The organism is Borrelia sp. A-FGy1 (genome assembly GCF_014084025.1).
Lineage (GTDB): Bacteria > Spirochaetota > Spirochaetia > Borreliales > Borreliaceae > Borrelia.
The window spans coordinates 562,221-588,295 of sequence record NZ_CP043682.1; the positions used below are offsets into that span (position 1 = coordinate 562,221).

At 26.6% G+C, this 26,075-nt stretch carries 23 protein-coding genes; 12 read left to right on the forward strand and 11 right to left on the reverse strand.

The features are described 5' to 3' along the window. Positions 1-4 precede the first annotated feature (4 nt). Positions 5-1,375, forward strand: a complete 1,371-nt coding sequence (locus F0310_RS02680; RefSeq protein WP_182117411.1) for a xylulokinase — start codon at positions 5-7, stop codon at positions 1,373-1,375. On the opposite strand, the gene F0310_RS02685 is transcribed toward F0310_RS02680, so the two are convergent. From F0310_RS02685 to F0310_RS02710, 6 genes are read right to left on the reverse strand one after another with little or no spacing between them, the layout of a single operon-like run. Continuing rightward, complete coding sequence (locus F0310_RS02685) at positions 1,358-2,056, reverse strand: SPOR domain-containing protein (protein WP_182117412.1); 699 nt, start codon at positions 2,054-2,056, stop codon at positions 1,358-1,360. The genes F0310_RS02680 and F0310_RS02685 overlap by 18 nt on opposite strands. Further along, positions 2,040-2,651 (reverse strand): dephospho-CoA kinase, encoded by a 612-nt coding sequence (gene coaE, locus F0310_RS02690; RefSeq protein ID WP_182117413.1) that lies wholly within the window; start codon positions 2,649-2,651, stop codon positions 2,040-2,042. The genes F0310_RS02685 and coaE overlap by 17 nt, the downstream gene beginning before the upstream one ends. Beyond that, entirely contained in the window at positions 2,630-5,398 is a 2,769-nt protein-coding gene (gene polA, locus F0310_RS02695; RefSeq protein WP_182117414.1) for a DNA polymerase I, read from the reverse strand. The genes coaE and polA overlap by 22 nt, the downstream gene beginning before the upstream one ends. After that, the gene (locus tag F0310_RS02700) at positions 5,395-5,793 is read right to left on the reverse strand and encodes a hypothetical protein (protein WP_182117415.1); all 399 of its coding nucleotides are present in this window, start codon (positions 5,791-5,793) and stop codon (positions 5,395-5,397) included. The genes polA and F0310_RS02700 overlap by 4 nt, the downstream gene beginning before the upstream one ends. Beyond that, entirely contained in the window at positions 5,783-6,202 is a 420-nt protein-coding gene (gene fliS, locus F0310_RS02705) for a flagellar export chaperone FliS (protein ID WP_182117416.1), read from the reverse strand. Before fliS ends, F0310_RS02700 begins: the two co-directional genes overlap by 11 nt. Positions 6,203-6,212: 10 nt before the next feature. Then, complete coding sequence (locus F0310_RS02710) at positions 6,213-6,593, reverse strand: response regulator (RefSeq protein ID WP_182117417.1); 381 nt, start codon at positions 6,591-6,593, stop codon at positions 6,213-6,215. 346 nt (positions 6,594-6,939) lie between these two features. Between F0310_RS02710 and ligA the strand changes: the two genes are divergently transcribed. Further along, entirely contained in the window at positions 6,940-8,955 is a 2,016-nt protein-coding gene (gene ligA, locus F0310_RS02715; protein WP_182117418.1) for an NAD-dependent DNA ligase LigA, read from the forward strand. A 2-nt stretch (positions 8,956-8,957) separates the two neighbouring features. Here ligA and F0310_RS02720 read toward each other — a convergent pair whose 3' ends face one another. Continuing rightward, entirely contained in the window at positions 8,958-10,706 is a 1,749-nt protein-coding gene (locus F0310_RS02720) for a coiled-coil domain-containing protein (protein WP_182117419.1), read from the reverse strand. A 232-nt stretch (positions 10,707-10,938) separates the two neighbouring features. Between F0310_RS02720 and F0310_RS02725 the strand changes: the two genes are divergently transcribed. The 6 genes from F0310_RS02725 to crr all read left to right on the forward strand — a co-directional run bounded on the left by F0310_RS02725 (position 10,939) and on the right by crr (position 16,825). Next, complete coding sequence (locus F0310_RS02725; protein ID WP_182117420.1) at positions 10,939-12,789, forward strand: hypothetical protein; 1,851 nt, start codon at positions 10,939-10,941, stop codon at positions 12,787-12,789. Beyond that, the gene (locus F0310_RS02730; protein ID WP_182117421.1) at positions 12,776-13,237 is read left to right on the forward strand and encodes a hypothetical protein; all 462 of its coding nucleotides are present in this window, start codon (positions 12,776-12,778) and stop codon (positions 13,235-13,237) included. Before F0310_RS02725 ends, F0310_RS02730 begins: the two co-directional genes overlap by 14 nt. Then, on the forward strand, positions 13,234-14,097 hold the full coding sequence (locus tag F0310_RS02735) for an FAD binding domain-containing protein (protein ID WP_182117422.1): 864 nt from the start codon (positions 13,234-13,236) through the stop codon (positions 14,095-14,097). The genes F0310_RS02730 and F0310_RS02735 overlap by 4 nt, the downstream gene beginning before the upstream one ends. Positions 14,098-14,253: 156 nt before the next feature. After that, on the forward strand, positions 14,254-14,514 hold the full coding sequence (locus F0310_RS02740) for an HPr family phosphocarrier protein (protein ID WP_182117423.1): 261 nt from the start codon (positions 14,254-14,256) through the stop codon (positions 14,512-14,514). Positions 14,515-14,531: 17 nt separating this feature from the next. After that, on the forward strand, positions 14,532-16,253 hold the full coding sequence (gene ptsP / locus F0310_RS02745; protein ID WP_182117424.1) for a phosphoenolpyruvate--protein phosphotransferase: 1,722 nt from the start codon (positions 14,532-14,534) through the stop codon (positions 16,251-16,253). Positions 16,254-16,255: 2 nt separating this feature from the next. Then, the gene (gene crr / locus F0310_RS02750; RefSeq protein ID WP_182117425.1) at positions 16,256-16,825 is read left to right on the forward strand and encodes a PTS glucose transporter subunit IIA; all 570 of its coding nucleotides are present in this window, start codon (positions 16,256-16,258) and stop codon (positions 16,823-16,825) included. A 41-nt stretch (positions 16,826-16,866) separates the two neighbouring features. Here crr and htpG read toward each other — a convergent pair whose 3' ends face one another. Next, a complete protein-coding gene (gene htpG, locus F0310_RS02755; RefSeq protein WP_182117426.1) occupies positions 16,867-18,714 on the reverse strand; it encodes a molecular chaperone HtpG in 1,848 nt (615 codons plus the stop codon). Between the two features lie 130 nt (positions 18,715-18,844). Between htpG and gnd the strand changes: the two genes are divergently transcribed. Beyond that, positions 18,845-20,239 carry a decarboxylating NADP(+)-dependent phosphogluconate dehydrogenase gene (gene gnd, locus F0310_RS02760; protein ID WP_182117427.1) on the forward strand — a complete coding sequence of 465 codons (1,395 nt, stop codon included), beginning with the start codon at positions 18,845-18,847 and terminating at the stop codon, positions 20,237-20,239. 2 nt (positions 20,240-20,241) lie between these two features. Here gnd and F0310_RS02765 read toward each other — a convergent pair whose 3' ends face one another. From F0310_RS02765 to F0310_RS02775, 3 genes are all read right to left on the reverse strand, one after another. After that, positions 20,242-20,760 carry a BAPKO_0422 family outer member beta-barrel protein gene (locus F0310_RS02765; RefSeq protein WP_476577990.1) on the reverse strand — a complete coding sequence of 173 codons (519 nt, stop codon included), beginning with the start codon at positions 20,758-20,760 and terminating at the stop codon, positions 20,242-20,244. Between the two features lie 160 nt (positions 20,761-20,920). Beyond that, positions 20,921-21,436, reverse strand: coding sequence for a BAPKO_0422 family outer member beta-barrel protein (locus F0310_RS02770; protein WP_182117429.1), 516 nt, complete (start codon positions 21,434-21,436; stop codon positions 20,921-20,923). A gap of 747 nt (positions 21,437-22,183) precedes the next feature. Next, positions 22,184-22,762: a BAPKO_0422 family outer member beta-barrel protein gene (locus F0310_RS02775; protein ID WP_182117430.1), complete on the reverse strand. Its 579-nt coding sequence runs from the start codon at positions 22,760-22,762 to the stop codon at positions 22,184-22,186. 222 nt (positions 22,763-22,984) lie between these two features. Here F0310_RS02775 and F0310_RS02780 point away from each other — a divergent pair, with 222 nt between their 5' ends. From F0310_RS02780 to F0310_RS02790, 3 genes are read left to right on the forward strand one after another with little or no spacing between them, the layout of a single operon-like run. Beyond that, positions 22,985-23,524: a chemotaxis protein CheW gene (locus F0310_RS02780; protein ID WP_182117431.1), complete on the forward strand. Its 540-nt coding sequence runs from the start codon at positions 22,985-22,987 to the stop codon at positions 23,522-23,524. A 14-nt stretch (positions 23,525-23,538) separates the two neighbouring features. Continuing rightward, positions 23,539-23,850: an STAS domain-containing protein gene (locus F0310_RS02785; RefSeq protein WP_182117432.1), complete on the forward strand. Its 312-nt coding sequence runs from the start codon at positions 23,539-23,541 to the stop codon at positions 23,848-23,850. 26 nt (positions 23,851-23,876) lie between these two features. Further along, positions 23,877-26,060 (forward strand): chemotaxis protein CheA, encoded by a 2,184-nt coding sequence (locus F0310_RS02790; protein ID WP_182117433.1) that lies wholly within the window; start codon positions 23,877-23,879, stop codon positions 26,058-26,060. The last annotated feature ends 15 nt before the right edge of the window (positions 26,061-26,075 follow it).

Here is a 26,075-nt window from a genome sequence, read left to right on the forward strand (position 1 = left end):
TTTTATGAATGTGCTAAGTATTGATATTGGCACTAGTACTTTAAAATCTGCTTTACTCAATTCTAATTGTGGAGTTTTAGAAAGTTTTGATGTAAACTATTTTGATTATTTTTGTGTTGATTTTGAAAATTTTGATTACAGAATATGGGTTTTTGCTTTAAAAAAGGTATTTTCTAGTTTTAGACATAAGAGCGTAGATTGTATTTCTATTAGTGGTATCTCTCCATGTTTAATAGCTCTTGATTCAAATTTTTTTCCTTTAGATGTTTTACATTGGAATTCTTCTAAGGTAGTTAGTGGTTTTAAAGGTAAATCAGCTTTTTTGCCCTTTGTTCTTAGTACACTTGAAAGAGGAATTTATGACAAAGTGAGTTATTTTGTATCTTGTTTTGAATATTTTATTTATTTACTTACAGACAATCTTATTACAAGCTATCCAAGTTCAGCCTATATCCCTTTTATCTGGAGTGATATTGAGATAAGAAAATATAAGCTTGACAAAAATAAATTTCCTCCTTTTTTAAGGATGGGAGAGAGTGCTGGTAGGGTTACTATTAATGCTAGTATTAAATTTGGAATTAAAAGTGGAATAGAGGTAATTAATGCTGGAATGGATTATTTAAGTGTTCTTGTTGGAAGTGGTGCGTTTTACCCTGGTGTTTTGTCAAACAGAACAGGAACAAGTGAAGGTTTTAATTTGGTCTCAGATGAGTGTTTAACAGGGTTTTCTATGCAATATCCTTATTTTTTAGATAATTTGTTTGTTATAGGAAGAATAGTTCCTTCTGGATATTTATTGCAGTTACTTAAGGATAGATTTTTTGAGAAAAGAAAATCTTTTAAAGAATTTTTTGAAGAAATATCTAAGGTAAATTTTCATTCTATAAGTGATATTTATTTTTATAGAAGCAAAAAGGAAATTTTTTCTGACTATGCTTTAGTAGATTCTCAAATAAAGGAAGATTTAAATAAAGGTATTTTGGGTAAATTAGAAAGTCCTTTACAGATAGGAATTGCAATCCTTGAATCTTCTTATTTTGCTTTTTATAATAGATTGTTACAGTTTAAATCTTTTGGAAAGAAGATATTGGATATTTTTGTTAGTGGTTCTAATTCGGATAATTTGTTCTTAAATGAACTGAAAGCTAATATTATTGGTAGAGATTTAAAGATTTTTGAATTTAAGCATTCAGAGATTATCGGTAATTCAATTTTGGCTTTTTATTATTTAAAAGAATTTGAAACGCTAGAAAAAGCATTTGACAAAATTGCTAAATTTAAAAAGATAATACTGTGTAACACTAGCCTTCATTATATTTATGTAGAAAAATATCAAAAATATGTTTCAAACTTTGATTTATTTATTGATAGTTAAAATGTAAGCATCTTTAAATACATTTGATGTTGATATTTTTCTTAAGTCAGATTTTGCATCTGATATATTTTTATAAGGTCCAGATCTAACTCTGTAGATATCTTTTTCATTTACTGTTGCGGAATAGATTTTTGCATTTATTTTGTATTTCATTAATTCTTGAATGTTATTGTCAGCAGAAACAGGATCTGATAGTGATACAAATTGTATGTAATATTCTTTATTAGGGTCATATTTATTTTCAATTTTATTATAAGCTTTCTCTTTTATGCCCTTTTTTATCTTTGCAATAGTTTTTGGTTTTTGATATGTTTCCTTTTTATGTTTTTTTGTTGCTTTGTTTTGTTTTATGACTTGTAATTCTTTTTTATTATTAGAGTTTTGATTATCAGTATTCCTATTACTATCCAAACTTTTATTTTTTTTAAGATCTTTTGTAAGATCAATTATAATTTCATTTGGATTGTCAGTTATTTTTAATGTTTCTTCGGTGTTTTCATTTTCTGTGTCTTTGTTTCCTTCTATTTCTTCTAAAATAATATTTTTACTTGCAATATCAGAGGCTAGGTTTTTGTTTGGGAAGAAAATAATTATTCCAAGAAATATTATTGTACAAACAGCTATAATTGAAGTAAGTGCTACTAAAAATCCTTTGTTATTATTTTCATTCAAATCTTTCATTTATGACCTCTTTCATTTTTGTTTTAATCTTTTTTTTTAGATAACTATAACTCTTATTGTTAATTATATTTATTATTTTTAAATTTAGAGTATTTTTATTAAAAAAAATGCATTTTTGCTGATTAAGGATTTTCATAATTAAATTATCTTCAAGATTGCGCTTTATTTTTAGTCTTGTTTTTATTACAGAATCACTTGCTTTTATTACAAATATGTATCTACAGAATTGCTCAAGATCTAACTTGAAAAGTAATGCAGCATTTATAATGATTTTATCAAATTTGTTTTTTAATATTATTCTTTCTACTTCTTTTTGTATAAAGGGATGTGTTATTGCTTCTAGATTTTGTAGCTTTTTTTTATCGTTAAAAACGATTTTTCTAATTTTTAATCTTTCTATTTCATTTTTATTATTGAGTATTTGTTCACCGAATACCTTTACTATTTGTTTTTGTTTTTCATATAGTGCTATGTGACCAATTTTATCTACATTTATTTCATGATATCCATATTCACTTATAATTATTTTTGAAACAGTATCTTTTCCAGCTGATATTCTTCCAGTTATGCCAATTATGGATGTAATTCGCCCCATGAATTTCCAGTCTCAATATTTGCGTTTAAAGGAAGCTTTAAAGGGTAAGCATTTTCCATCATTTCTTTGATTATTTTTTTTGCTTCTTCACATTCTTGTTTGGGAGATTCAATTAACATCTCATCATGTACTTGTAAGAGTATCTTTGATTTAAGTTTTCTAAGTTTAAATTCATCATAAACTTTAATCATTGCAATCTTCATTATATCAGCAGCACTTCCTTGAATTGTGCTATTTATAGCAATCCTCTCAGCACTTGACCTCTCTGTATAATTTTGACTATTAATTTCTTTAATATATCTTCTTCTTTTTAAAAGAGTTTCACTATACCCATTTTGTCTTACAAAATTTATTTGATTTGTCATAAAAGTTTCTATTTTAGAATAAAGAGTGAAATAAGAATTAATAAATTTCTTGGCTTCTTCTCTTGAAATTGATAAATCTTTTGCAAGTCTAAAATCTGACATTTTGTAAATTATTCCAAAATTAATTGATTTTGCAATTCTTCTCATAGTAGTCGTTACTTTATTCTTATCTACTTTAAAAAGTTGTGAGGCTGTTTCTGTGTGGATGTCTTTTTTGTTTTTAAAAGCTTCGATGAGATTTTCATCTTCCGAAAGATGTGCTAATATTACAAGTTCAATTTGTGAATAGTCACCTGAAATGAAAATATTTCCTTTGTCTGGTTTAAATGCTTCTCTTATTTTGCGTCCTTTTTCATCTTTTATTGGAATATTTTGTAAGTTAGGTGATGTGCTTGAAATTCTTCCCGTTGCAGTTCTTATTTGTAAGAAATTTGTATGTATTTTATTTGTTTTTTTATTAACAGAATCTATTAAAATATCTGTATATGTGTTTTTTAATTTTGCAAGTTGTCTTTGTTGTATAATTTTTTCTATAATGTTATGTTGAGGTTTTATTGCCTCTAGTAGTTTGCTCTCTGTTGAATTTCGCTTAGCATCTTCTGGTATACTCAAGTTTAATTTTTCAAACAATACTTCATGTAGTTGTTGCGTTGAATTTAAGTTAAATTCAATGCCTATGCTTTTAATTATTTCATTTTCAATTAAGTTTAATTCTTTATCAAGTTCATGACTATATTGTCTTAAATAATCTCTATCAATGTAAATGCCATTTTCTTCCATATCTGTAATTACATTGCTAAATGGCATTTCTATTTCCATCATCAATTTTTCAAGATTGTCTTCTTTGAGCTTTTTTGTAAATATTTTAAATAGTCTAAAGGTGATATCGGCGTCTTCTGCAGAATAAGTGGATGCTACTTCAAGTGGTACATCTTTTAATGTGTTATTTTTTGTAACTATTTCTTCATATATTATGTTTTTATGCATTAAATACTTTTCTGCTAGAAAATCAAGGGATACCTTTGTATTTGGGTTAATTATATAAGCTGCTAACATTGTATCAAAGTAAGGAGGAATTACATTAAATCCATTATGTTTAAGTATTTTATAATCGAACTTATAATTTTGTCCAATTAGTTTAGGATTTGTTTTAAAAAATTCATTGAATTTTTGTATTATATACTCTTTTTCAATGAATTTTTTTTCTTTATTATCTACTGGGATATAGTAACCTTCGAATTCTTTAAATGAAACAGAAATCCCAATTATTTTAGCTTCATGAGCATTAAAAGAAGTTGATTCTGTATCTATTGCTACATAATCTGCTGTTTTTAAGTTTTCTATTAGTAAATCAAGTTGTTCTTTTGTTAATATTGTTTCATATTTGGTATTTTCTTCTTTTATTGTTTTTAATGTGTTTGAATATGGAATTATTGTTTTTAAAATATCTTTGTCTGCTTGATTGATAGTTGGAACCTTTTCTTGTAACATTGACCTTTGCTCTTGATTTATAGGAGTTTTCTTTAAGATATCTTTTTTATAGGACTTAATTAATTTTATTGCAGAGTGTTCTTCGAACAATTCAATAATATCTTCTTTTAAATTTTTTAATTTAAATTCTTCTAGGTTAGGTAATTCTAGGTCTTCTACAAGACTGACAAGTTCATAACTTAAAAAAGCATTTTCTTTTTCTTTTATTAAAATTTTCTTGTATTTTTTATTAATAGACTCTATGTTATCATATATTTCATTTAATGTTTTAAATTCACTCAAAAGCTTAGCAGCTCCTTTTTCTCCAATTCCTTTAACACCTGGAATATTGTCTGACCTGTCCCCAACAATGGATAGGTAATCTTTTATTTGAGAACTATTTATTTTAAATTTTTTTCTTACATAATCATTATTCATCTCGATAAAGTTGCCATTTTCTAGTTTAAATATTTTGGTTTGGTTAGACATAATCTGTAATAAATCTTTATCTGGAGAGATGATATAGGTTAAATAATTATTTGCTTCCGCTTTTCTTACAAAACTAGCAATAAGATCATCGGCCTCATATCCTTGTATTTCAAATATTGGAATATTTGCTTTTATTAGTCCTTCTTTTATCCAGTAGATTTGAGGTATTAAATTGTCAGGAGGCGCATCTCTTGTTGATTTATAGCTTGGATATTTTTCTTTTCTAAAGGTTTGTGTTTCTGAATCAAAAGCTACAATTAAATTTTCTGGATTTTTTTCCTTCATGATGAGAAAGAGAGTTTTAAAAAATCCAATGAATGCGTTAACATTTTCTCCTTTTTTATTGAATAGGGGATTATTTTTCATTACGTGATAACTTCTAAATATTATATTTAGGGCATCGATGAGATAAATTTTTTTCATATTTTAACATCTACTAAAATTGGATTGTTATACTCAAAGAGATATTGAGAAAATCTTACCTTTGGTATTGTTGATTTTTCTTTATAGATTTCTTTCATAGTTTTGCGTGAATTTTGATATATTATGTATATTTCTTCTTTTATTAAATTAATATTCTCTATTAAAGTTTCAACTTCTTTATGTGTTTGATCTTGTATTTCTAGCCATGAATTTATAGTGGTATAATAATTATTAATTGAATTTAAAATCAAATCTTTTCTAGGGTTTGTGAAATTTAATACTTTTGTTATTTCTTTATTGAAAGTTTCATTTTCAAATTCTAAAATTGTTTTTAATTTTTTAAATTCGAGTATTAAATCTTTTAAATATTTTTTTAATATATGGTTAACTGACAATATTAATTCCTAATTTCTTGTTGTTAGTGTTATGGTTGTTTTTAAGTATTTTTTTCCAAGCTACATGTAGATTTTTAAGATGTTTTAATACTTCTTGAATAGAATCTCTATTTTTTTCTAATACAACTCTTTCTAGTTCTTTGTTTAGAAATGAATATATTGAAAGTAAATTTTTAGAAATATCTCCACCATCTTCAAAATTTAGCGTAGACATTAACTCAATAATTATGTCTTGTGCATGGTAAATTTTTTCATCTGCTTTTATTGTACTCTCTAGATCTTCTTTTTTATAAAATTCTTTAGCAATTTCTAAGTCTTGTATTGCTTTCTCGTAGAGCATAACTAATATCGAGAGGGGACTTGATGTATTAATTTGTGTTTTCTTATATATATCTTCTTTTGCTATCAAAAATTTTCTCCTATTCCAATATTTTTATTTGTTCTGTTATTTGATCTTCTCTGAAAGGTTTTGTAATATATCCTTTAGCACCAAGCTTCAATGCTTTTTTAATAAGTTCTTGCTTTCCGAGTGCTGTAACCATTAATACATTAATTTTTTTAGAAAATTTATTGCTAATTTCATTCATTCTTTCAAGAGTTGTAATTCCATCCATTCCCATCATTGTTATATCAAGAGTTATTAGATCAATTTCTTTTTGTTGTTCAAATACCTTTACCGCTTGAATTCCGTCTTCTGCTTCAAAAAATTCGTTAAAGCCTATTTTTTTTAATATTTTGATGAGATTTTTTCTCATAAAGATGGAATCATCAACAACTAAGGCCTTGCTATTTCCTTTCAAATTTTACTCCTTATTTTATTTTAACATAATTAAGATATTAAAATTGATTTCAGTATCAATTAAAGATATAACCCATAATTATTGATTTTGTTCATTTTAAGTTTTTTTTTAAAAATTAATTTGTTTATTACTTAGCGTTTAACTTAAAGATGTGTTTTAGTTATTGAAATAGCTTATTAAGCGTATATTCAATTTTCAACTTTTAAAATTTTAGAAAATTTATAGTTTTTATATTTGAAATAGTATTACTTATACTTTTATTTTACTTTTTAAAGATAATATTCATTATTTGCATTATTTTGTTAAAATATATTTTAAATTTTTGAGTAATTTTTATTTTGAATGTATGAATAAAAGAATAGAGAATGAGATCTTATATTTAAAAAATTTAATTAATAGATGGAATAAAGAGTATTATATCGATTCTTCACCAAGTGTGGATGACTTTCATTATGATAAATCTCTTTTGAGACTGCAAGATTTGGAGAATAAGTATCCTGAATATAAAACTTTAGATTCTCCTACTTTTAAGTTTGGTAGTGATCTTTTAAATGATTTTAAGGAAATTCAGCATTCTTTTCCTATATTAAGTTTAGATAAGGTTTATAATGAGTATGAATTGTTGTTGTGGATTTATAAGATTAGATTGGATGAGTGTAATACTAGGTTAGGAGTTTCAAATTGTATTTCTGTTGAACCAAAAATAGATGGGTGTTCAATTGTTCTTTATTATAAGAATGGAATACTAGATAAAGCCCTAACTAGAGGAAATGGAAGGGTTGGTAATGATGTTACTGAGAATGTCAGAACAATCAAAAATGTTCCTTTATTTATTGATAAAGAGTTTGATTTAGTATTAAGGGGTGAAATTTATATTAGTAAGGAAAATTTTTTGAAAATAAATCAAACATTTGAAAACTCTTATATTAATGCTAGAAATTTAGCTTCAGGTATTCTTAGAAGAATAAATAGTAAGGAAGTTTCTAATTTACCTTTAGATATTTTTGTTTATGATGTTTTGTATTCTAGTATAGATTTTAACACAAATCATAATGCTTTGGATAAACTTGAAAAACTAGGATTTAAAGTTAATCCTTTTTTTAAGGTTTTTGATGGTAAAAATTTAGAAGAAAATATTGTGGGTTATGTTAGAGAAATAGAGGAGAAAAGAAATTCTTTTGAATATGAAATTGATGGTGTTGTTATTAAAGTCGATAGTTTTAACTTAAGGGAAGCTTTGGGGTATACTTCACATCATCCGAAGTGGTCTATAGCTTATAAATTTGAATCTATTACAAGCGTTACCAAGGTGATAGATATTTTTATTCAGGTTGGTCGAAGTGGTAAGATTACTCCTGTTGCGCATATTGAAAGAGTTCTTGTTTCTGGAGCTTTTATTGAAAATGCAACTTTGCATAATCAAGATTATATAGATTCTATTGATTTAAATATTGGAGATATTGTTTCAATTTCAAGGCGTGGAGATGTAATTCCAGCCATTGAGTCAGTTGTTGAAAAACTTTCTGTTGGTAGTTTTAAAATTCCGGATAGTTGTCCTTCTTGTGGTATTTCTTTAATGAGAGAGGGTGCTCACCTTTTTTGTGAAAATAAGAGTTGTCGTTTTAGGATTATTGAGCAGATAAAATATTTTTGTAGTAAGAAATGTATGGATATTGTAGGACTTTCAAATAAAACAATTGAGTTTCTTTTTAAAATGAATTTTATATATTCAGAAATTGATCTTTATACTTTTAATTTTGATAGACTTATTAATTTAAAGGGGTTTAAGTTTAAGAAAGTAGATAAATTAAAAAATTCAATTGAAAACAGCAAGAAGAAACCATTTAAGAAACTATTTCTTAGCATGAGCATTAAAGAGGTTGGAGAAAATACAATAGAATTACTAATTGCTAATAATTTAAATTCATTTGATGTGATTAGTGCTCTTTGTAAGGATAAAGATAAGGCTCTTGTAGAGCTTTTGAAGATCAAGGGAATAGGAGAAAGAATAGCTTTAAATATTATTGAGTCGTTTAATGATGAAAATGTTTTGAAGAAATTCAACTTTTTTAAGGAATTAGGGTTTAGAATGAAAGAAGATGATACAAATCATAGTTTAAATAACACTTTTTTATATGGGAAAAAATTTTGTATTACAGGTTCTTTTAAAGAATATCCTAGGCACATTCTTATTGAAAAGATGAATAAGAGAGGTGCATTTTTTAACAAATCAGTTACTAAGAATTTGGATTTTTTGCTTGTTGGAGAGAAGCCTGGCTTGAAAGTGAGAAAAGCTATTGATTTGGGTATTAAAATCATTAGTTTTTCTGATATTAAAAGTCTAATATCATCAGATGATTAAATTTACTTTATTATTCTTATATCTTTAAAATCAGACTCTAGATTTTTATATAGTGAATCTATTTCATTTGTATTTTCTATTTCTATTAGGTTTCTAAAAAAAGTCTCTTTATGTTTTAATGATGGGTTAATGAAATAATTCTTAATATGATGCTTTGAAATCAAATTATAAATTTCTTTTGCTCTATATAGATTTTTTGTTGGTTCTATTTCAACATAATATTTGTCGGGCTTTCTGAAAGCAAAATTATTTCCTTTTCCTTTAAAATTGTAGTTATTTAAATATTTATCTGGATATATTTGAAAGGAAGCAGGTTTGATTCCGGTTGTTTTTTCAGTATTTTTGTGAGTTATTTTTTTAATTGTTGGTTCTTTTTGGCTGAGTTGGTTTGTATTTTTTGTTTTATTTTTTTTGTTTTGCTCTTTAAAGTTATTTTTATATTGTATTTTTGAGATTTCATTTTCTTGTTTGTTTTTTGCTTCTTTGTGTTCTTTTGTTAAAAGGTTTCTATTTTTATACTTTTCTTGGAGCGCTGAAATAGTGTTTTCATTTTTTTCTAATCTTTTTTCTAATACGTTTATTTCATTTTGATTGTTGTTAATTTTATCTTCACTTTCCTTATATAAATTTTCAGTTTGTTCAATCTTTTCTTTAAGTTCATTTATTATTTTTTCTATAGAAGATAAATTAAGCTCAATATCTTCTAAATTATTACTTTTTTGTAAATTTGTTAATTCTTTTTGAAGATCTAAAATAACATCTTCGTTATTAGTAATTTTGTCATTAATTTCCTTAATCATATGAGAATTATTGTTAATAGCATCTTCGTTATTAGTAATTTTGTCATTAATTTCCTTAATCATATGAGAATTATTGTTAATAGCATCTTCATTATTAGTAATTTTGTCATTAATTTCCTTAATCATATGAGAATTATTGTTAATAGCATCTTCATTATTAGTAATTTTGTCATTAATTTCTTTTATTACTTGTGCTTCTGAATGAAAATGCTGTGGTTTTTTTTTATAATATTTATTATCTTCTATTTTATAATTATAGCTTGTATTTGGTATGTAATTTTTTTGATTATAATCATATGTTTCCTCGTTGTTATTATCATATTTTTGTACATTTTCTTTGTAAGTGTTTTTTTGTTGTTTGGAGTTATTGCTTAGTAAATTTTCTTTTTTATTAATTAAGAATTTTATTTCTTCAATTTCTCGTTTTAGACTTTTTGCCAGAGCTTTATATTCTTCGTCCTTTCTTTGAATAGATTTTATATTTTCATTGTTTAAAAGCCTTTCTAAGTTTTCTATTTTGTTCTCATATTTTTCAATTCTAATTCTTAATTCATCTATGTTTGATCTTGATTTTAAATCATTCACATTCGGTTGTTCAAAGGAAGATTTTTTTTGTTTTAAGTATTTTGGAAATTGTAATTCTTTGCCATATAGACTATTGTTTTTTGACTTACTATTATCTAATCTTTGAAGTTCTTCCAAATCTTTAAATTCAAGATTATTTGATTTTTCATTATTAAAAGTAGTTGGCTTAGTTAGTGAGTCTTCTTCTGGAGTTTTTGAGTTTTTATTTTTGAAATCTTCATTTAAATCTTCTTTGGGAATATAAACTTCAGAAGGATTTATTATAGTATCACTTACTTCAGGTTCAGCTTTTCCAAAGATTAATGGGCATGAAAATAGCACAAAAAATTTTAGAAGGATTAAAAATTTCTTGTTACCTTTATTCATAAATATCCTATTAAAAATTATTGATGTTTATTTTTATAAATTGATATTATCATAATTTTTGAAATTTATCAAAAAAAAGGTTTTAGGGTATATATTAATGCTTTTAGAATAAAGTAGACTAAACGCATATCATTAGTATTTTTTACTTACATAGTAATTTTGCTGTTATTATGTCATAATAATTTTAATTAAAAGATAATTATATATTTTATTTTTTAGGTTTTTGGTTTGCATGAATTTAGAAAATATGGACGAAATTTGGGGTTTGCCAGTTTGTTGTAATAGTAGAAATTCTATCATTGAAAATTTTACGCTTTCTGATAAATATAAAGATCAGGTTTACAGCATAAGTTATAAGGATAATATTGTCCTAAAATTTGATGATATTGTTGATTCTGATGACTTTAATTTAAAGCTTTTTGATAATAAAATAGACTTTGAAGGTCAAATTCCTTTGGTATTATATTCTAGTGACTTAGATTCTTTATTAGAAGCAGAAGAAAATATTTCTTTTAAACTCAAGAAAATTGAACAGAATGAAAACTATTCTGAATCAATATTGAAGGAATTTGATAAATTAGAAGAAAACAGCTCTTATTATGAATTTTCAGATTATGTAAATTATTGTAATGAATTTCTTTTAGTTAGAGTTTCGTTTAAAGATAATAGTCTAATAATTGATGCGGATGTTGATAAGATTGTTCTTTTAAAGAAGATTATTAGTGAGAATTTTTATATTAGTGCGGATAATATAATTATTAATGCTTTTAATGATTATTGTATTGCTTCTCTTTTTCCAATTTCTTTTAATGCCGTTTTACAAGGAGTAGTGCTTGCTACTAGGCTTAAGAGAAGAGTTAATATTGTTTATTATAAAAGACACTTTTTAATATCAGAGGATTTGAAGTTAAAATTTTCAGCTGTTAATTGTTTGTCAGTAGAAAATAAACTTTCAAAGATTATTTTAGATGTTGAAATCAATAGACCATTAAATTTTTTGTATAAATTTTATTTTAAGTATCTCAAACATATTTTTAATAATTTGTTTTTTGATTTGAATGTACATATTAACTTCATAGAACTCAAAAGTGATGTTGTATTTTTTTATGATAATCACTTTTTATTTGAAACATCTGTTTATAACTTTATTTATTCAAATTTTTATAATCTTGCAGTGAATTTTTCAATTGATCCTATTAGTTATTTGTTAGTTCATATTAAAGAAGAATATGATGTGTTTTTAAAGTTTTTTGAACAGATAGATTGTAAAAATTCTATCATGAGAAAATCATCTTCTATAAGTTTAAATAATACATATGGGATATTGGATACAAAGAGAAAAGGAATAGGGTTTAGTTTTTTAGATCTAGACTCTATTTTTTTTGGAAGTAGAAAAGTTATTTCTATGAGCTTGCATAAGAATAAATTAGATGTATTTATTCCTTATAAAATATTGGATTACAATTTAATGAATTATTTAAAGAATACTTTATCTAGGGACTTCGATCTTTCATATGATAGTGTATGTTTTTTTGTTAGTGATGCTTTTACAGATAATATTGGATATGGTGAATTTATTAAAGAATCTTATTTTATTGAAATGGCAATTTTAACTGTTAAGGATAATCTTTCTTTAATGATTGGTGGAAGTTTTAAAGGTGAATATCCTGTTATGATTGAACAAGATTTTGTTCTAAACACGGATACTAAATTTAGAATTGCATGTTCTCTTGAAATTGATATAGAAATATATTCTTTTAAAGTTACATTTAGTAATGTGACTTTTTTTGTTGAACATGGCAAGATAGATAGAATTGGACTAAATAATAAACGTGCGTTTTCTGTTTTTAATTTGGCAGCTAACTATGTTTTTGGGAAAATCAATTATAATATTGATGATTCTTTGATATTTGACTTTGTGGAAGAAGGAACACATTTTTTTTCTTTTAGAGCATTATTTATTGCATCTGTTGCTGCAATTAGGACAGCTTTAATTCAAGCTTTTGATTTCAATTTATCTAGGACTCCTGTTGAGATTGAAGATGTTTTAAATAGATGGAGTATTAGAATTGATACTAATTAGTTTTAATTTAAATGGGGAAAGTCTTTCGAAAAGTGTTGATCTTTCTTTGAGCACTAGAGATCTTTTGGTAGATGTTTTTTATTCAGGTGGGAAAAAATTAATTAAGAGTATTAATAATAATTTTTCATTAGTTCTTTTAAATTTGAAACCAGTATATTCATCTTTAGTTCCAGCTTTTATGTTAAATGGAAGTAGTATTATGACTATTGAAGGTTTAAAGAATACATCTTTTTATAATAATTTAGTTAAGATTTTATTAGAAAATGATTTTGGGTTTTGTGAAAATTGTTTTTCATCTAATGCACTACTATTTTATTATTTTTTGAAGAGTAAAATAATAATTAGAACAGATATTTTAGGATATTATAATACTTTAAAATGTTATTGCATTGATATTAATACTTTTTTAGATATCTATTTACGATTAGAAGAATTAGAAAGAAAATGAGTGGAGCAAGAGTATATTATCCAGAAAACTTTAATGCACTTGTTGGTTTGTTTGATAAAGAGTTGAATAACTATATCGTATATAACGAAATTGATTTTCATAAAAATATTGAAATTTTAAAGAAAAGGAATTATATAAATAATTTATTCTTAATTAATAATTTTGAAAGATTTAAAAAAATATCGCTTAAAAGTAATTTTTTAGAAATAGGGCCATGTGTTACTTATAATGAAATATTACAATTTGGAGAGAGGAATATACCAAGATTGTTTTATGAGTTTATTTCAAAATTGAATGATAAAATATATTTGAATAGTATTAATATTGCTAATGGATTTTATTATAAAAGTACCGTTTTTGATTTACATCCTTTATTTTTGAGTCTTGATGCTCAACTTGAATTTAAAAATGTTTTGACTAAAAAAACTTATACTTATAATGCTTATAATATTAATAGGGATGATTACATACAGAAACGCAATATTTTATTTTTGACTAAATTAAAATTTCCAATTACAAATCTGTGGAACAAGAGCTTTTATGGCAAGGTATTTGTTGATACTTTTTCATTTGAAATGTTAGAATATACAAAAATTATTTTTATTTGTGTGCTTTTAAATGTTAAGAGAGATATTATAAGTGATTTTTTAATGAAAATATTTTATGATGATAAGGTTATTACTTTAAGAGATTCTCAGGCTTTACTTCTTAATAAATCTTTACCTTTGTCTATGTTTGAAATTGAAGATTCTCTTAAGATGCTTGATAGAAATATTCGAGATATGAAAAATTTTAGCTTTGGTGAGAGGAACATGAAGCTTATAAAAAATTTTTATTTTGATACATTGGTTAATTTTTGATCTTAAAAAATTAGAAATATTAAATAATCATTAATTTTTAGTGTAGTTTTATATAAAACCAATAGAATTAATTTATCAAATCGCTTTTATGTATTATAATGTTAGTTTGTTAATGTTTTATAAAAATAATTATTGAAAAGAGGAGTTCTTAAGTTTATGGTAAAAAAAGAAGCTAAAATTAATGCTATTAATGGCTTACATGTAAGACCAGCATCAACATTTGTAAAGAAAGCTAAGGAATATGCTAGTGATATAACTGTGGAAGCTGATGGAAAATCTGTTAGCGGTAAAAGCTTGTTTCGTTTACAGACCTTAGAATTATCTTCTGGCAAAAAAATTTTGGTTTGTGCTGATGGCGATGATGAGGAGAAGGCTGCTACTGAGCTTGCTGAACTCATTGAATCTTTTAAAGAATAGAGCTTGGAAGGTTTTGTATGACTTTATCAGGGAAAGGAATATCTAAGGGTATAGGCATAGGAGAGGCTCTTTTTATTAGAAAAGATTTTGATAATCTGATTGATAAATCAAAGATTAGCTCTTCTCAAATTGATGATGAAATAAGAAAGTTTAATGAAGCTAAGTTTAAGGCTATTTCTGTACTTGAAAATCTTAGAAAGAAAGCAGTAAATCAACTTGGTGCTGATAAGGAAGGTATTTTTGAGGGACAGATATTAATTATTGAAGATGATGAGCTTTCAGATACTGTTTTAACTTTTATTAAGTATAAAAATTGTGGTGCTGCTTGGGCTGTTTATTTATCTTTTGAGGAACTTATTAAGGGAATGGAAGATTATAAAGATGTTTACTTGAAAGAGAGAGCTTCTGATTTTAGAGACATTAGAAATAGACTCATTTCAAATATTTTAGGTAAGATCACAGATTTTTCTGAGATTAAGCGAGATATAATTTTGATTACTGAGGAATTGACTCCTTCTGATACAATGCAAGTTGATTTAAGTTATGTTAAAGGATTTTTAACTACAGTTGGTGGGGAGACTTCTCATGCTGCTATTTTAGCAAGAACAATAGGGCTTCCAGCCCTTGTTATGTCTTCTCTAGATATTAATAATATTAAGGATGGTGATAAGTTAATAATTGATGGATTTTCTTCTATGGTTATTAATAATCCATCATCTGGTGAAATTAATAAATATATGAATAAAATATTGAAGCATAATGAAGTTGAAAAAGAGCTTTTTTCTTTAAAAAATAAGAAGGCAAAGACAAAGGATGGAGTTATAATAACTTTAAAGGCCAACATTGGAACTCCTTCGGATATTTTTTATGTTAATAAATATGGGCTAGAGGGAATAGGTCTTTTTAGAACAGAGTTTTTATATATGGAATCTGTAAAGCCGCCTACAGAGAATGAACAATTTGAGGCTTATAAGAAAGTTGTAGAGGCTCTTGAGAAGAAAGGTATTGTTACTATTCGTACTCTTGATATTGGAGGAGATAAGGAAATACCTTATATCCATTTTCCAAAAGAAGATAATCCTTTTTTAGGATATCGTGCTCTTAGAATGTATATGGACTATGAAGATTTAGTGCAAATTCAATTCAATGCAATTTTTAGGGCTAGTCATTATGGAAAGGTAAGAATAATGGTACCTATGCTTACTAGGTATGAAGAAATTGATATAATTGATTATTTTGTAGGAAGGGCTAAAGAAAGTTTAAAGTCTAGAAATTTACCTTTTGATGAGAATTTGGAAGTAGGTTGTATGATAGAGACACCCTCAGCAGCTTTAATTGCTTCTGAGCTTTCTTGTAAATTGAAGTTTTTTAGTATTGGGACTAATGATTTGACTCAATATACTTTGGCAGTAGATCGTGGTAATCAGAAGATATCAAATTTATATGATAAATATAATCCTGCTGTTTTAAGATTAATTAAGAATGTTCTTGATGCTGGCAATAGTTATGGAATTGATGTGTCCGTTTGTGGGGAGCTAGGAGGCGATGAAGCTGGTGCTTTAATTCTTGTTGGTCTTGGATTTAGATCTTTGAGTATGGTGCCTAGTGCTTCACTTAGAATTAAATATTTACTAAAGAAATATACAATATCTGAGCTAAGTGAATTAGCTAATAATGTATTGAATAGTAAATTAGAGTCAGAGACTTTAAAATATTTAGATAAATTTATAGGAGATTAATTATGGGATTTTTAGATTTTTTTAAAAAGATCGTTATCTTGGATTTAATAGCACCTGTTAGTGGGAAGGTTGTTTCAATCGATAAGGTACCAGATGAAGCGTTTGCTGAAAAGATCGTTGGAGATGGAGTTGCTATTATCCCTACAGGTAGTGAGTTAGTTGCACCTTGTGATGGAACTATTGGTAAGATTTTCAAAACAAATCATGCTTTTAGTCTTGAAACTAAAGAAGGCGTTGAAATTTTTGTGCACTTTGGTATTAATACTCTTAATTTAAATGGGAAAGGTTTTACAAGGGTTGCTGAAGAAGGTGTTAGTGTAAAACAGGGAGATGTTGTTATTAGGATTGACCTTGACTATTTAAAGACACATGCAGAGTCAGTAATTACTCCAGTTGTTATTGCAAATTCTGATGAGGTTTCAAGTATTGAGTATGTATTTGGAAGGCTTGATGATGGGTCTGAATATATTGTACCTTCTTCTACTTCTTTAACAGAAGATATTAGAAATAAGATATCTCAAACCAAACCGGTTGAAGCTGGTAAAGATTTAGTACTTAGAGTTAAGAAATAGGATGATGGGATCTTAGAGGAGACCCCGGTATTCCTATTTTATTATATATTTTTCTCTAAAATTTCATTTATTATATTTATAAATTGGCTTGGATTTTTGCTGGGTAAGCCTGAGGTTATCATTGCCTCTTCAAGAAGAATAATACTTATCTTTTCTAAATTTTCGCTATCTAAGTTTTTTAGATTTTGAATTATCTTGTTATTTGGGTTGAGTTCAAGGATAGGCTTTGTTTCTTTGATTTCCTGTCCCATTGATAACATAATTCTTTGCATTTGATATGTAGGGTCACCACTGTCAATAATGATTGCAGATGGTTCTTTTATTAGTGAAGCTGATAGCAAGACATCTTTGACATCGTTTTTAAGTATTTCTTTTACTTTTGATAAGATATCTTTAAATTCTTCTTCGGTTTTTTTAAAGTTTTCATCTTTTAATTCGTCACTTGTTTCGTTTTTATTTATTGCTTTTAGCTTTATTCCGTCATATTCTGTGATGAAATTTAAAATAGCTTCGTCAAGTTCATCATCCATAATTAGAGTTTCATATCCTCTTTGTTTATAGGCATTTACAATAGGATTAGATTTGAGTATATTTTCTTTTCCTCCGGTTATATAATATATCCTTTTTTGTTCTTCAGGCATTCTTTTTTTATATTCCTTTAATGATGTAAGTCCATTTACACTAGAAGACTTAAATCTAATTAAAGATATAAGCTTTTCTCTATTATCAAAATCAGAATAAACCCCTTCTTTTAGGCATCTTCCAAATTCTTTTGAAAATACATCAAACTTTGAAGAATCTGATTCGCTTAGTTTTTCAAGTTCGCTTAATATTTTTTTTACGGAAGATGATTTTATTTTTGATAATATTTTATTTTGTTGTAGAATCTCTCTACTTACATTTAGAGGTAAATCTTGACAGTCTATTATTCCTTTTATAAATCTCAAATAATTTGGAAGTAAACTACCTTCAGAATCTGTAATAAAAATTCTGTTTATAAATAACTTTACACCGGGTTTAGGATTTGGATAGTATAAGTCGTAAGGAGCTTTGCTTGGAATATAGAAAAGATTGATATATTCAATGCTCCCTTCGGCTTTTGTGTGGATATGGATGAGTGGATTCTCATAGTCAAAACTGATATTTTTATAAAATTCATTATATTCTTCAGCAGTAATCTCATTTTTGTTTTTTACCCAAATAGCCATAGATTCGTTTGCCTTATCTTCCCTTTCTTCAAATCCTTCTTGTTTTCCATCTTTCATTAAAGGTTCTTTGTATTTAATGAATATAGGATAATTAATATGATTTGAATATTTTTTTATAATTTCTTGAATTTTCCATTTATTAGCATATTGAGTACCTTCTTCATTAAGAAAAAGAGTTATTTCAGTTCCTATATCATCTTTTTCTGTTTCCTCTATTTCATACCCGGTTTTACCGTCACTAGACCAGATATAGGCATTATCTTCTAAGGCTTTTTTTGTTTTAACTTCAATTTTTTCAGACACAATAAAAGCACTGTAAAATCCAACTCCAAATTGTCCAATTAAACTTGAGGCCTTTTTTTCATCTTTTTTTAAGTTATTTATAAATTCTTTGGTTCCTGATTTTGCAATTACTCCAAGATGATTAATTAGGTCTTCTTCATTCATTCCAATGCCATTGTCTTTAATCTTAATGGTTTTATCATCGAAACTTATTTCTATCTTTGGATCTAAGTTAATACTCTTAAATTTTTCGTTTGTTAAGTTCAAAAATTTAAGTTTGTCAATTGCATCAGAAGCGTTTGATATTAATTCTCGTAAAAATATTTCTTTATGGGAATAAAGTGAGTGTATTATTAAATAAAGTAAATCATTAACTTCTGTGTCAAATTGTTTTTTCATGAAATTCCCTCCTCTTTCGTTTAGTTTAATCTTTACTTTTTTTATAATATAACATAATCTAAAAATAATGAATAAATAATGAATAAAGTGGATTTGTTTCAAATAAAAAGTTAAAATAGGGGATAATAAGATGGATGTTGGTATTTATGGATTAGGTGTTATGGGCAGTAGCTTGGCTTTAAATATAGCTGATAGTGGGTTTAATGTTTCTGTTTATAATAGAGATAATGAGAGGACTGAAGTTTTTCTTATAAACAATCCTCATAAAAAGATTAATGGATTTAAAGATATCGAGAGTTTCATTAAAAGTTTAAAAAAACCTAGGAAAATTATTTTAATGATAGCAAGTTCAGCTGTGGATAAAGTAATTGAACAGGTGTTGCCTTTAATTGAAAAGTTTGACATTATTATTGATGGTGGAAATTCTCATTATAAAAATACAATGAGAAGAGAAAAAGAATTATTTTCTAAAGATATTTATTTTGTTGGACTTGGGATTTCAGGAGGTGAGGAGGGAGCTAGGACTGGACCTTCTTTGATGTATGGTGGCAGCAAAAAGGCTTATGAATTACTTGAACCTATTTTAAATAAGATAGCTGCTAGGACAAGAATGGGAGATATTTGTTCTGCCTATATTGGTGATAATGGAGCTGGACATTATGTAAAGATGATTCATAATGGAATTGAATATTCTGATATGCAACTTATTAGTGAAACATATTTTTTTATGAAAAAAGCTTTTAATTTAGATAATTTAAGGATTGCAGAAGTATTTGAAAAGTGGAGTGAAGGAGAACTTTCTAGTTATTTAATAGAGATAACTTCTATCATTTTGAAATATAAGGAAAATAACGAATGTTTGCTTGATAAGATTTTAGATGTTGCAAGTCAGAAAGGAACTGGGAAGTGGGCTTCAATTGAGGCTATTGAAACGGGTGTGCCCGCAAATTTGATCTTTGAATCTTTGTTTGCACGGATTTTATCAACATTAAAACATGAAAGAGTAATAGCTAGTGATATTCTTAAAATGGATGTAGGTTATTTTGAATTTGACCTTAGTGATTGGATTTTAGATCTTTATTATGCTCTTTTGGTTTCAAAGATACTAGCTTATACTCAGGGATTTATGATGCTTAAGATAGCTTCTATTAATTATGGTTGGGAGTTAAATTTGGGAAAAATTTCTTTGATTTGGAGAGAGGGTTGCATAATTCGGAGTGTTTTCTTAGAAAAGATTAAATTAGCTTATGATAAAAATCCTCATCTTATTAATTTGCTTTTTGATGATTACTTTTTGGAAATAATTAAAAAGCATCATAAATCCTTAAGAAGGATAGTATCAAAGGCTAGCGAAATTGGGATACCTTTGCCAGTGTTTTATGCAAGTCTTGCATTTCTAGATTCTTATTCTACCAATTACTTACCAGCTAACTTAATTCAAGCTCAAAGGGACTTTTTTGGTTCGCATAAATTTGAAAGATTGGATTCAAAGCTAGGTGAATTTTTTCATAGTACTTGGCAATAATTTTAAATATAATATTTTGCGAATATTCCTCCCATTATGTTTGTTTTAAGTCCTGAGTAGAGAAGGTGATATGCAAGAGATCTTGTGTTTGATACAAATTCTATTGAAGGTGCTATTTTAAATCCTATTTCTATTTGCTCTGTTAAGTCATAAAAAATGGCAATTGGTGTTCTAAATCCAAATCCTAATTGAATGTTTATTAAATCTGGTTTGTGATATGCTATATGTAGACTTCCTCCAATTCCCAATCCAATAGATAATTTTTCAATCAAGGGTGTTGTTAAGATTAAATCTAGAGCTACAAGTGCAAATAGATTTAAATCATATTTTTTTGAATTAATTTTATGTCCGGATAAATTTATTCCGTTACTACCTCCGTATCCTATTTCAATATCAATGAATGGGAAGGACATGGCATAGTTGAAAATGGGATTTCCTATACTGCCTCCAAATCCTATTCCTCTGTTTAAATAAGAATTTCTTCCAATCGCATTAGTCCATGTTATTAATAACAGTAACATTATTAGTATTGATTTTTGCATTAGATCTCCATTAGTTAGTAATTTGTTATTATATTATATTTTCAGTTTAAAAAATAAATATAGTTTTATTAGTTATACTAAGCCTTTTGTTTTAATTATAATTTAATAAATAGTTATTTTGCTAGGGTTTTTGGAGGATTTATATAATCCAAAATCTGAGTCCAAGTGTTGCAAATATTTCCCATTTTTGAATCAAATTTCCACCTTTGCCCCAAAGGTTGATACCAGGCCCTGCTTTTAAGAAGATGTCAAATAATCTTTGACTAATTGAAAAATTTAGAATAAAAGACAATCGTCCTCCAATATTTATCGAGTTATAAACTGTTTGAGTATTTTTCCATTCAGATATCCACCATAACCCATAAATACCAATTCCTAGTGCAAAATCTATAATTTTAGATTCCTCTAATAAATTATATGTAGGAGTAATAAATTCCAAAGAAGAAAATATTGTATCAATGTTTTGAAATAAATTTCTCAATCCATTGTAAAGACCTACCTCTAATTCAATATTTGGGCCCAAATTTAATTGAATTGAGCTTGGAAAGGGGCCAATAATTCCAAAACTAAAAGACCTTCTATTTGTATATAAATCTTCAGCAAAAGCATTAAAAATAATTAATGATAAGATTAAAATTAATGTCATCTTTTTCATAATTTTCTTTATCCTTATAACCTCTACTTGTTAAGTATATACTTAAACATTTTAAAACTAAACTATGTAAGTTTTGATATTTTAGATATGTAATAATAGAAATAGCAAGAATACCTTTTCGTTATTATATATCTGTGATTTTATACCAACCAGAATCTAATTCCAATTTCTTAGAATAATTTCTATCTAAATCTCACTCCTTTAAGTGTTTGTCTCAAGAACAAATGCTGCTTTTAAAAATAAATCTAATCTTTTATTACGCACTGATTAAACATTAAGAGGTTTAAAAATAAAGGTAATTTTGCTTTAAACTTATTGGATCTTTGTGTTCTTGATTAATTTTCTATCTTAAGAACGACCGAAAAGGGCGCTATAATAGGCTCATTATATAACAACAAAATATATAATATTAGCTATTCCTTGGAAGAGATATTCTTGTAAAGGCGCAGTCTAATGCAAAACATAAAGTTTTTCATTCTTTTGAATAGAATTGTTTAAGCTATTATAAATAGCAAAATCTATATCAACATTTTCAATCTTTAATTACTAATAAATATAGTAAGAAATACTAAAGACCTATGTCAAATTTGCTTTTGCTGTTAATATTGAATTTTAAGAAATAGAATTTTAGAAAAACATCAATATTAAAATTATTATAATTTTTTACAGTTGTTTCACCTTTATAGGATATGTAGTTCTAGAATATAAAAATCAATTGATTATGCTAATCTCACCATTTTAGACGATTTAATTTTTAATCCATACTTTGATTCCTACAGAAAGATCTCCCCTTATTGGGAATATAAATTGCTCACTAAAATTTTGACCAATAAAAAGAGCAATCGAATACTTTGCATTAATTTCAAAGGTGTCATTTAATGCTTTATACTTTATACCAAAAGGAATAGATAATCCAATTTTATAGCTAATTCCTGAATAATATTTTTGTTCATATATTTCTGTTATTTTACCAATTTCTAAAAATAAACCAACGCCCATAAGGAAAAAGAAAGCATTTACAATATATAAATCTGAAAATATGTAATGAGTATAAGTATGAAACATAAATTCTTTTGAGAAGAGATTTGTAATGCTTGTATGTATTATTCCTATACCAATGTCAAAAGTTGTTATACTAAATTCTATGCCTGTTGGAAATGGGAATAAAAATCCAAAGCCGAATTTTTCTCTTGATTTAATACTAAGAGTAGTTTCTATTGTGGGTTTAGTAGAATTATTTTCTAGCATTTCTTTTGAAGATATGTGTTCATAGTAAGTGAATATTATTAATAAAAAAGATATGAATAGTAATTTTTTATTCAACATTTATATTTTTTAGTGAACAAGCTTATTAGATCATCAAATGTTAGCTTATACGCTTATTATAAAAGATCTTTTAACATTATTTCATGTTTATTTAATCGTTTATTTAGTATTTAAATTTTTGATTTATAATTGATAGTTAAGAGTACATGAAATAATGTGAGATTAAAGTAATTAACATTATGATATTCTATTTATTTATTAGTTCTACATTAAGAGGCGTTTATGGAATTAGAGACAGATTTACAAGGTAGGTTAAGTCAATATCTTTTATTTAGTTTGGATGAACTTTATGCTATTGAGATTAAATATGTTGTTGAAGTATTAGAGTATACTAGAATATCAAAAATACCAAGAACTCCTGATTATATGGCAGGAATAATCAACAATAGAGGTAAAATAGTCCCAATAATAGACATTAGAAAGCAATTCGGTATGGAAGAGCGCAAGGTAAATAAAGAAGAGATTAAGAAAAATAAGGATGCTAATGCTTCAAATATCATTATATTAACACTAACATATGAGGCAGATGAATTTAATCTTGGTATTTTGGTAGATTATGTGAATGAGGTTCTTGAATTAGACCCTTCTGATATTGATGATACTCCAAAGGTTGGTACGGGATTTAATGCGAGGTTTATTTCAGGAATAGGGAAAAGTAAAAATAGATTTATCATTATTCTTGATATAGAAAATTTATTCGATATTAAGGAACTCTCCAAGTTTAAGAATACTACAATATATGATCCTAATAATGAGAGATAGGAGTTTAAAACGTTATGCTTTATAAGCCAGAGGGAGAACTTGTAATAAATAGCATTTTTAAAGTTAAAGAAGATCTTTTAAATATTTTTAAAGAGATGAAAGAAAGAGATACTCTTATTATAAACCTTTCAAGGGTAGAAAAAATTGATATTACTTTTATACAAATTTTATATGCTTCTAATAAATATGCTAAGAGTAGGAATTTATTTATAAAGATAGAATATCCATCTGATGAAGTTTTAAGTTCGTTATTATATGGTGGCTTTTTAAATGATATTGAGGATGTTGATAATTTAAATCTTGGGCTTAGTTTGATTGAATTTTAGTTTTATATATATTTAAAGGTAAACTTATGGATAGTAGAGATATGATTGATAAATTTAAAGATTCTTTTAAAGAAGAGTCTATAGAAAACATCTCAAATATTGAACAAGCACTTCTTAATATTGAGTTTGAATCAGGACAAGAAGTTATTAATTCTATTTTTAGGAATTTCCATACAATAAAGGGTAGCGCTGGAATGTTTGGATTTAATTTTACTGCTTCTCTTGTGCATGAGATAGAGACTGTACTTGATCCTATTAAAGAAGGTTCTGAGGAATTTAATCAAGTTACTATTGATTCTACTTTAATGGCAGTTGATTTTATTCGTGAGCTGATTGAAGGAGATGAGGCTATTGACGAGGTTGAATTTAAGGCTCGAGAAAAGGAATTAATAGAAACAATTAAGATAGGAATAGGATTTTCTGTTGATTTTGGTACTGGTAGTGAATTGGATTCAGACTCTAATAAAAAATTTCATTTAGATTCATTTAGTGGGTTAAAGGTAGAGAGATCTGTATCTGGTTCTTTTATAAAAGATAGATTTGAAGATGAGGCTTTAAATATTGAAACTAGAATTTATAAAATTCTTTTCTTGCCTGCAAGGGGGGTTTTGTTTCATGGTCATAAACCAATTAATTTACTAAAAAAGATACTGAATTTGGGTAATGGACAAATTAAGGCTAGAGTAAGGGATATTCCTGATTTGGAGTTAATATCTCCTGATAATGTTTATGTTAAATGGGAAATAAAATTAGAAACAGAAGAAAGTAAAAGTTCTATTGAAGATGTTTTTGTATTTTTAAATGATCAATCAAAAATTGTTGTTGAAGAAGTTGATGAATTTTATGAAATACCTGAAAATGAATTTGATTCCTTAGTAGCTAATACAAGTGAATCTAAAGAGGAAAAAAAGCCTAATGAGACTTCTTATGTGAAGCGAAAAAATGGAGGGGAGGCAAAACCAGGAGAAATTAGACATAAAACAGCTGCTTCTAGGGTGGGAGATAGTAGTAGCTTTAATTTTAATGATGTTAGTGCTAAGAGTAAAGTGAATATTGCAAGTATTAAGGTAGATTCAAAAAAATTAGATCATTTAGTAAACCTTGTGGGTGAACTTGTGACAATTCAATCTAAGCTTGCAAAGGAATCTGAAAATAGAAATAGCAATGTTTTAAACTCAATTTCTGCTGAATTTTCTTTGCTTATTAATGAGCTTAGAGATTATACTACAGGACTTAGGACAGTTCCTATTGAAATTTTATTTGTAAAATTTCAAAGAATAGTTAAAGATTTATCTTCTCAGCTTGGAAAATCAATCCTTTATCAAACTCAGGGTGGAGATACTGTTCTTGATAAAAGTATTATTGAGAGGTTAAATGAGCCTTTAGTGCATTTAATAAGGAATTCAATTGACCATGGTATTGAATCAATTAATGAGAGAGTGGATGCTGGGAAGGATCCTAAAGGAGTTATTAAGCTTTCTGCGCATCAATCTGGTGATTCTGTTATTGTGGTTATTGAGGATGATGGTAGGGGACTTGATAGGCGTAAAATAATTAAAAAGGCTATAGAGAAAAATATAATATCTGAAGCTGTTTCAAAAACCTTATCTGAAATTGACATTTATAACTTAATTTTTGAACCTGGATTTTCAACGGCTAGTGCTGTGACAAGTATATCTGGACGTGGAGTTGGGATGGATGTTGTTAGGAAACAGGTGGAGTCTTTGAGAGGAAATGTTATTCTTGAGAGTGAACTTGGAAAATACACTAGAACAAAATTAATCTTTCCTTTGACCTTGGCTATTATTGAGGGTTGGTTAGTTAGAGTAAAAGAAGAATATTTTATTGTTCCTCTTTCTAGTGTTGAGTCTTGTCTTGAGGCTGATAAATTGACGTATAATAAATGCGGGCTTGATAGTGGCAATAATGTTATGAATTATAGAGGTAGTATGATTAGCTATATACGTTTACGAGAATTTTTTGAGATATCTAATGAAAAAAGTTCTAGTGAACATGTTGTTGTTGTCAATACTAATAGTGGTAAGATAGGGATTGTAGTTGATCAAGTATTGGGTCAGCATCAAACTGTTATAAAAGCTTTAGGTAAAGTTTATTCTAGGGTAGAAGGAGTTTCTGGAGCTACAATACTTGGAGACGGTAGTATAGCGTTAGTAATAGATATTGATACTATAACTAAAATTATGAAATAGTATACTTATTATGTA

Bases quoted from the DNA above. Each gene is read 5' to 3' on its own strand.
- F0310_RS02680 (WP_182117411.1), top strand. From the start codon at position 5: ATGAATGTGCTAAGTATTGATATTGGCACTAGTACTTTAAAATCTGCT.
- F0310_RS02685 (WP_182117412.1), bottom strand. From the start codon at position 2,056: ATGAAAGATTTGAATGAAAATAATAACAAAGGATTTTTAGTAGCACTT.
- coaE (WP_182117413.1), bottom strand. From the start codon at position 2,651: ATGGGGCGAATTACATCCATAATTGGCATAACTGGAAGAATATCAGCT.
- polA (WP_182117414.1), bottom strand. From the start codon at position 5,398: ATGAAAAAAATTTATCTCATCGATGCCCTAAATATAATATTTAGAAGT.
- ligA (WP_182117418.1), top strand. From the start codon at position 6,940: ATGAATAAAAGAATAGAGAATGAGATCTTATATTTAAAAAATTTAATT.
- F0310_RS02720 (WP_182117419.1), bottom strand. From the start codon at position 10,706: ATGAATAAAGGTAACAAGAAATTTTTAATCCTTCTAAAATTTTTTGTG.
- F0310_RS02725 (WP_182117420.1), top strand. From the start codon at position 10,939: ATGAATTTAGAAAATATGGACGAAATTTGGGGTTTGCCAGTTTGTTGT.
- F0310_RS02735 (WP_182117422.1), top strand. From the start codon at position 13,234: ATGAGTGGAGCAAGAGTATATTATCCAGAAAACTTTAATGCACTTGTT.
- F0310_RS02740 (WP_182117423.1), top strand. From the start codon at position 14,254: ATGGTAAAAAAAGAAGCTAAAATTAATGCTATTAATGGCTTACATGTA.
- ptsP (WP_182117424.1), top strand. From the start codon at position 14,532: ATGACTTTATCAGGGAAAGGAATATCTAAGGGTATAGGCATAGGAGAG.
- crr (WP_182117425.1), top strand. From the start codon at position 16,256: ATGGGATTTTTAGATTTTTTTAAAAAGATCGTTATCTTGGATTTAATA.
- htpG (WP_182117426.1), bottom strand. From the start codon at position 18,714: ATGAAAAAACAATTTGACACAGAAGTTAATGATTTACTTTATTTAATA.
- gnd (WP_182117427.1), top strand. From the start codon at position 18,845: ATGGATGTTGGTATTTATGGATTAGGTGTTATGGGCAGTAGCTTGGCT.
- F0310_RS02765 (WP_476577990.1), bottom strand. From the start codon at position 20,760: ATGTTACTGTTATTAATAACATGGACTAATGCGATTGGAAGAAATTCT.
- F0310_RS02770 (WP_182117429.1), bottom strand. From the start codon at position 21,436: ATGAAAAAGATGACATTAATTTTAATCTTATCATTAATTATTTTTAAT.
- F0310_RS02775 (WP_182117430.1), bottom strand. From the start codon at position 22,762: ATGTTGAATAAAAAATTACTATTCATATCTTTTTTATTAATAATATTC.
- F0310_RS02780 (WP_182117431.1), top strand. From the start codon at position 22,985: ATGGAATTAGAGACAGATTTACAAGGTAGGTTAAGTCAATATCTTTTA.
- F0310_RS02785 (WP_182117432.1), top strand. From the start codon at position 23,539: ATGCTTTATAAGCCAGAGGGAGAACTTGTAATAAATAGCATTTTTAAA.
- F0310_RS02790 (WP_182117433.1), top strand. From the start codon at position 23,877: ATGGATAGTAGAGATATGATTGATAAATTTAAAGATTCTTTTAAAGAA.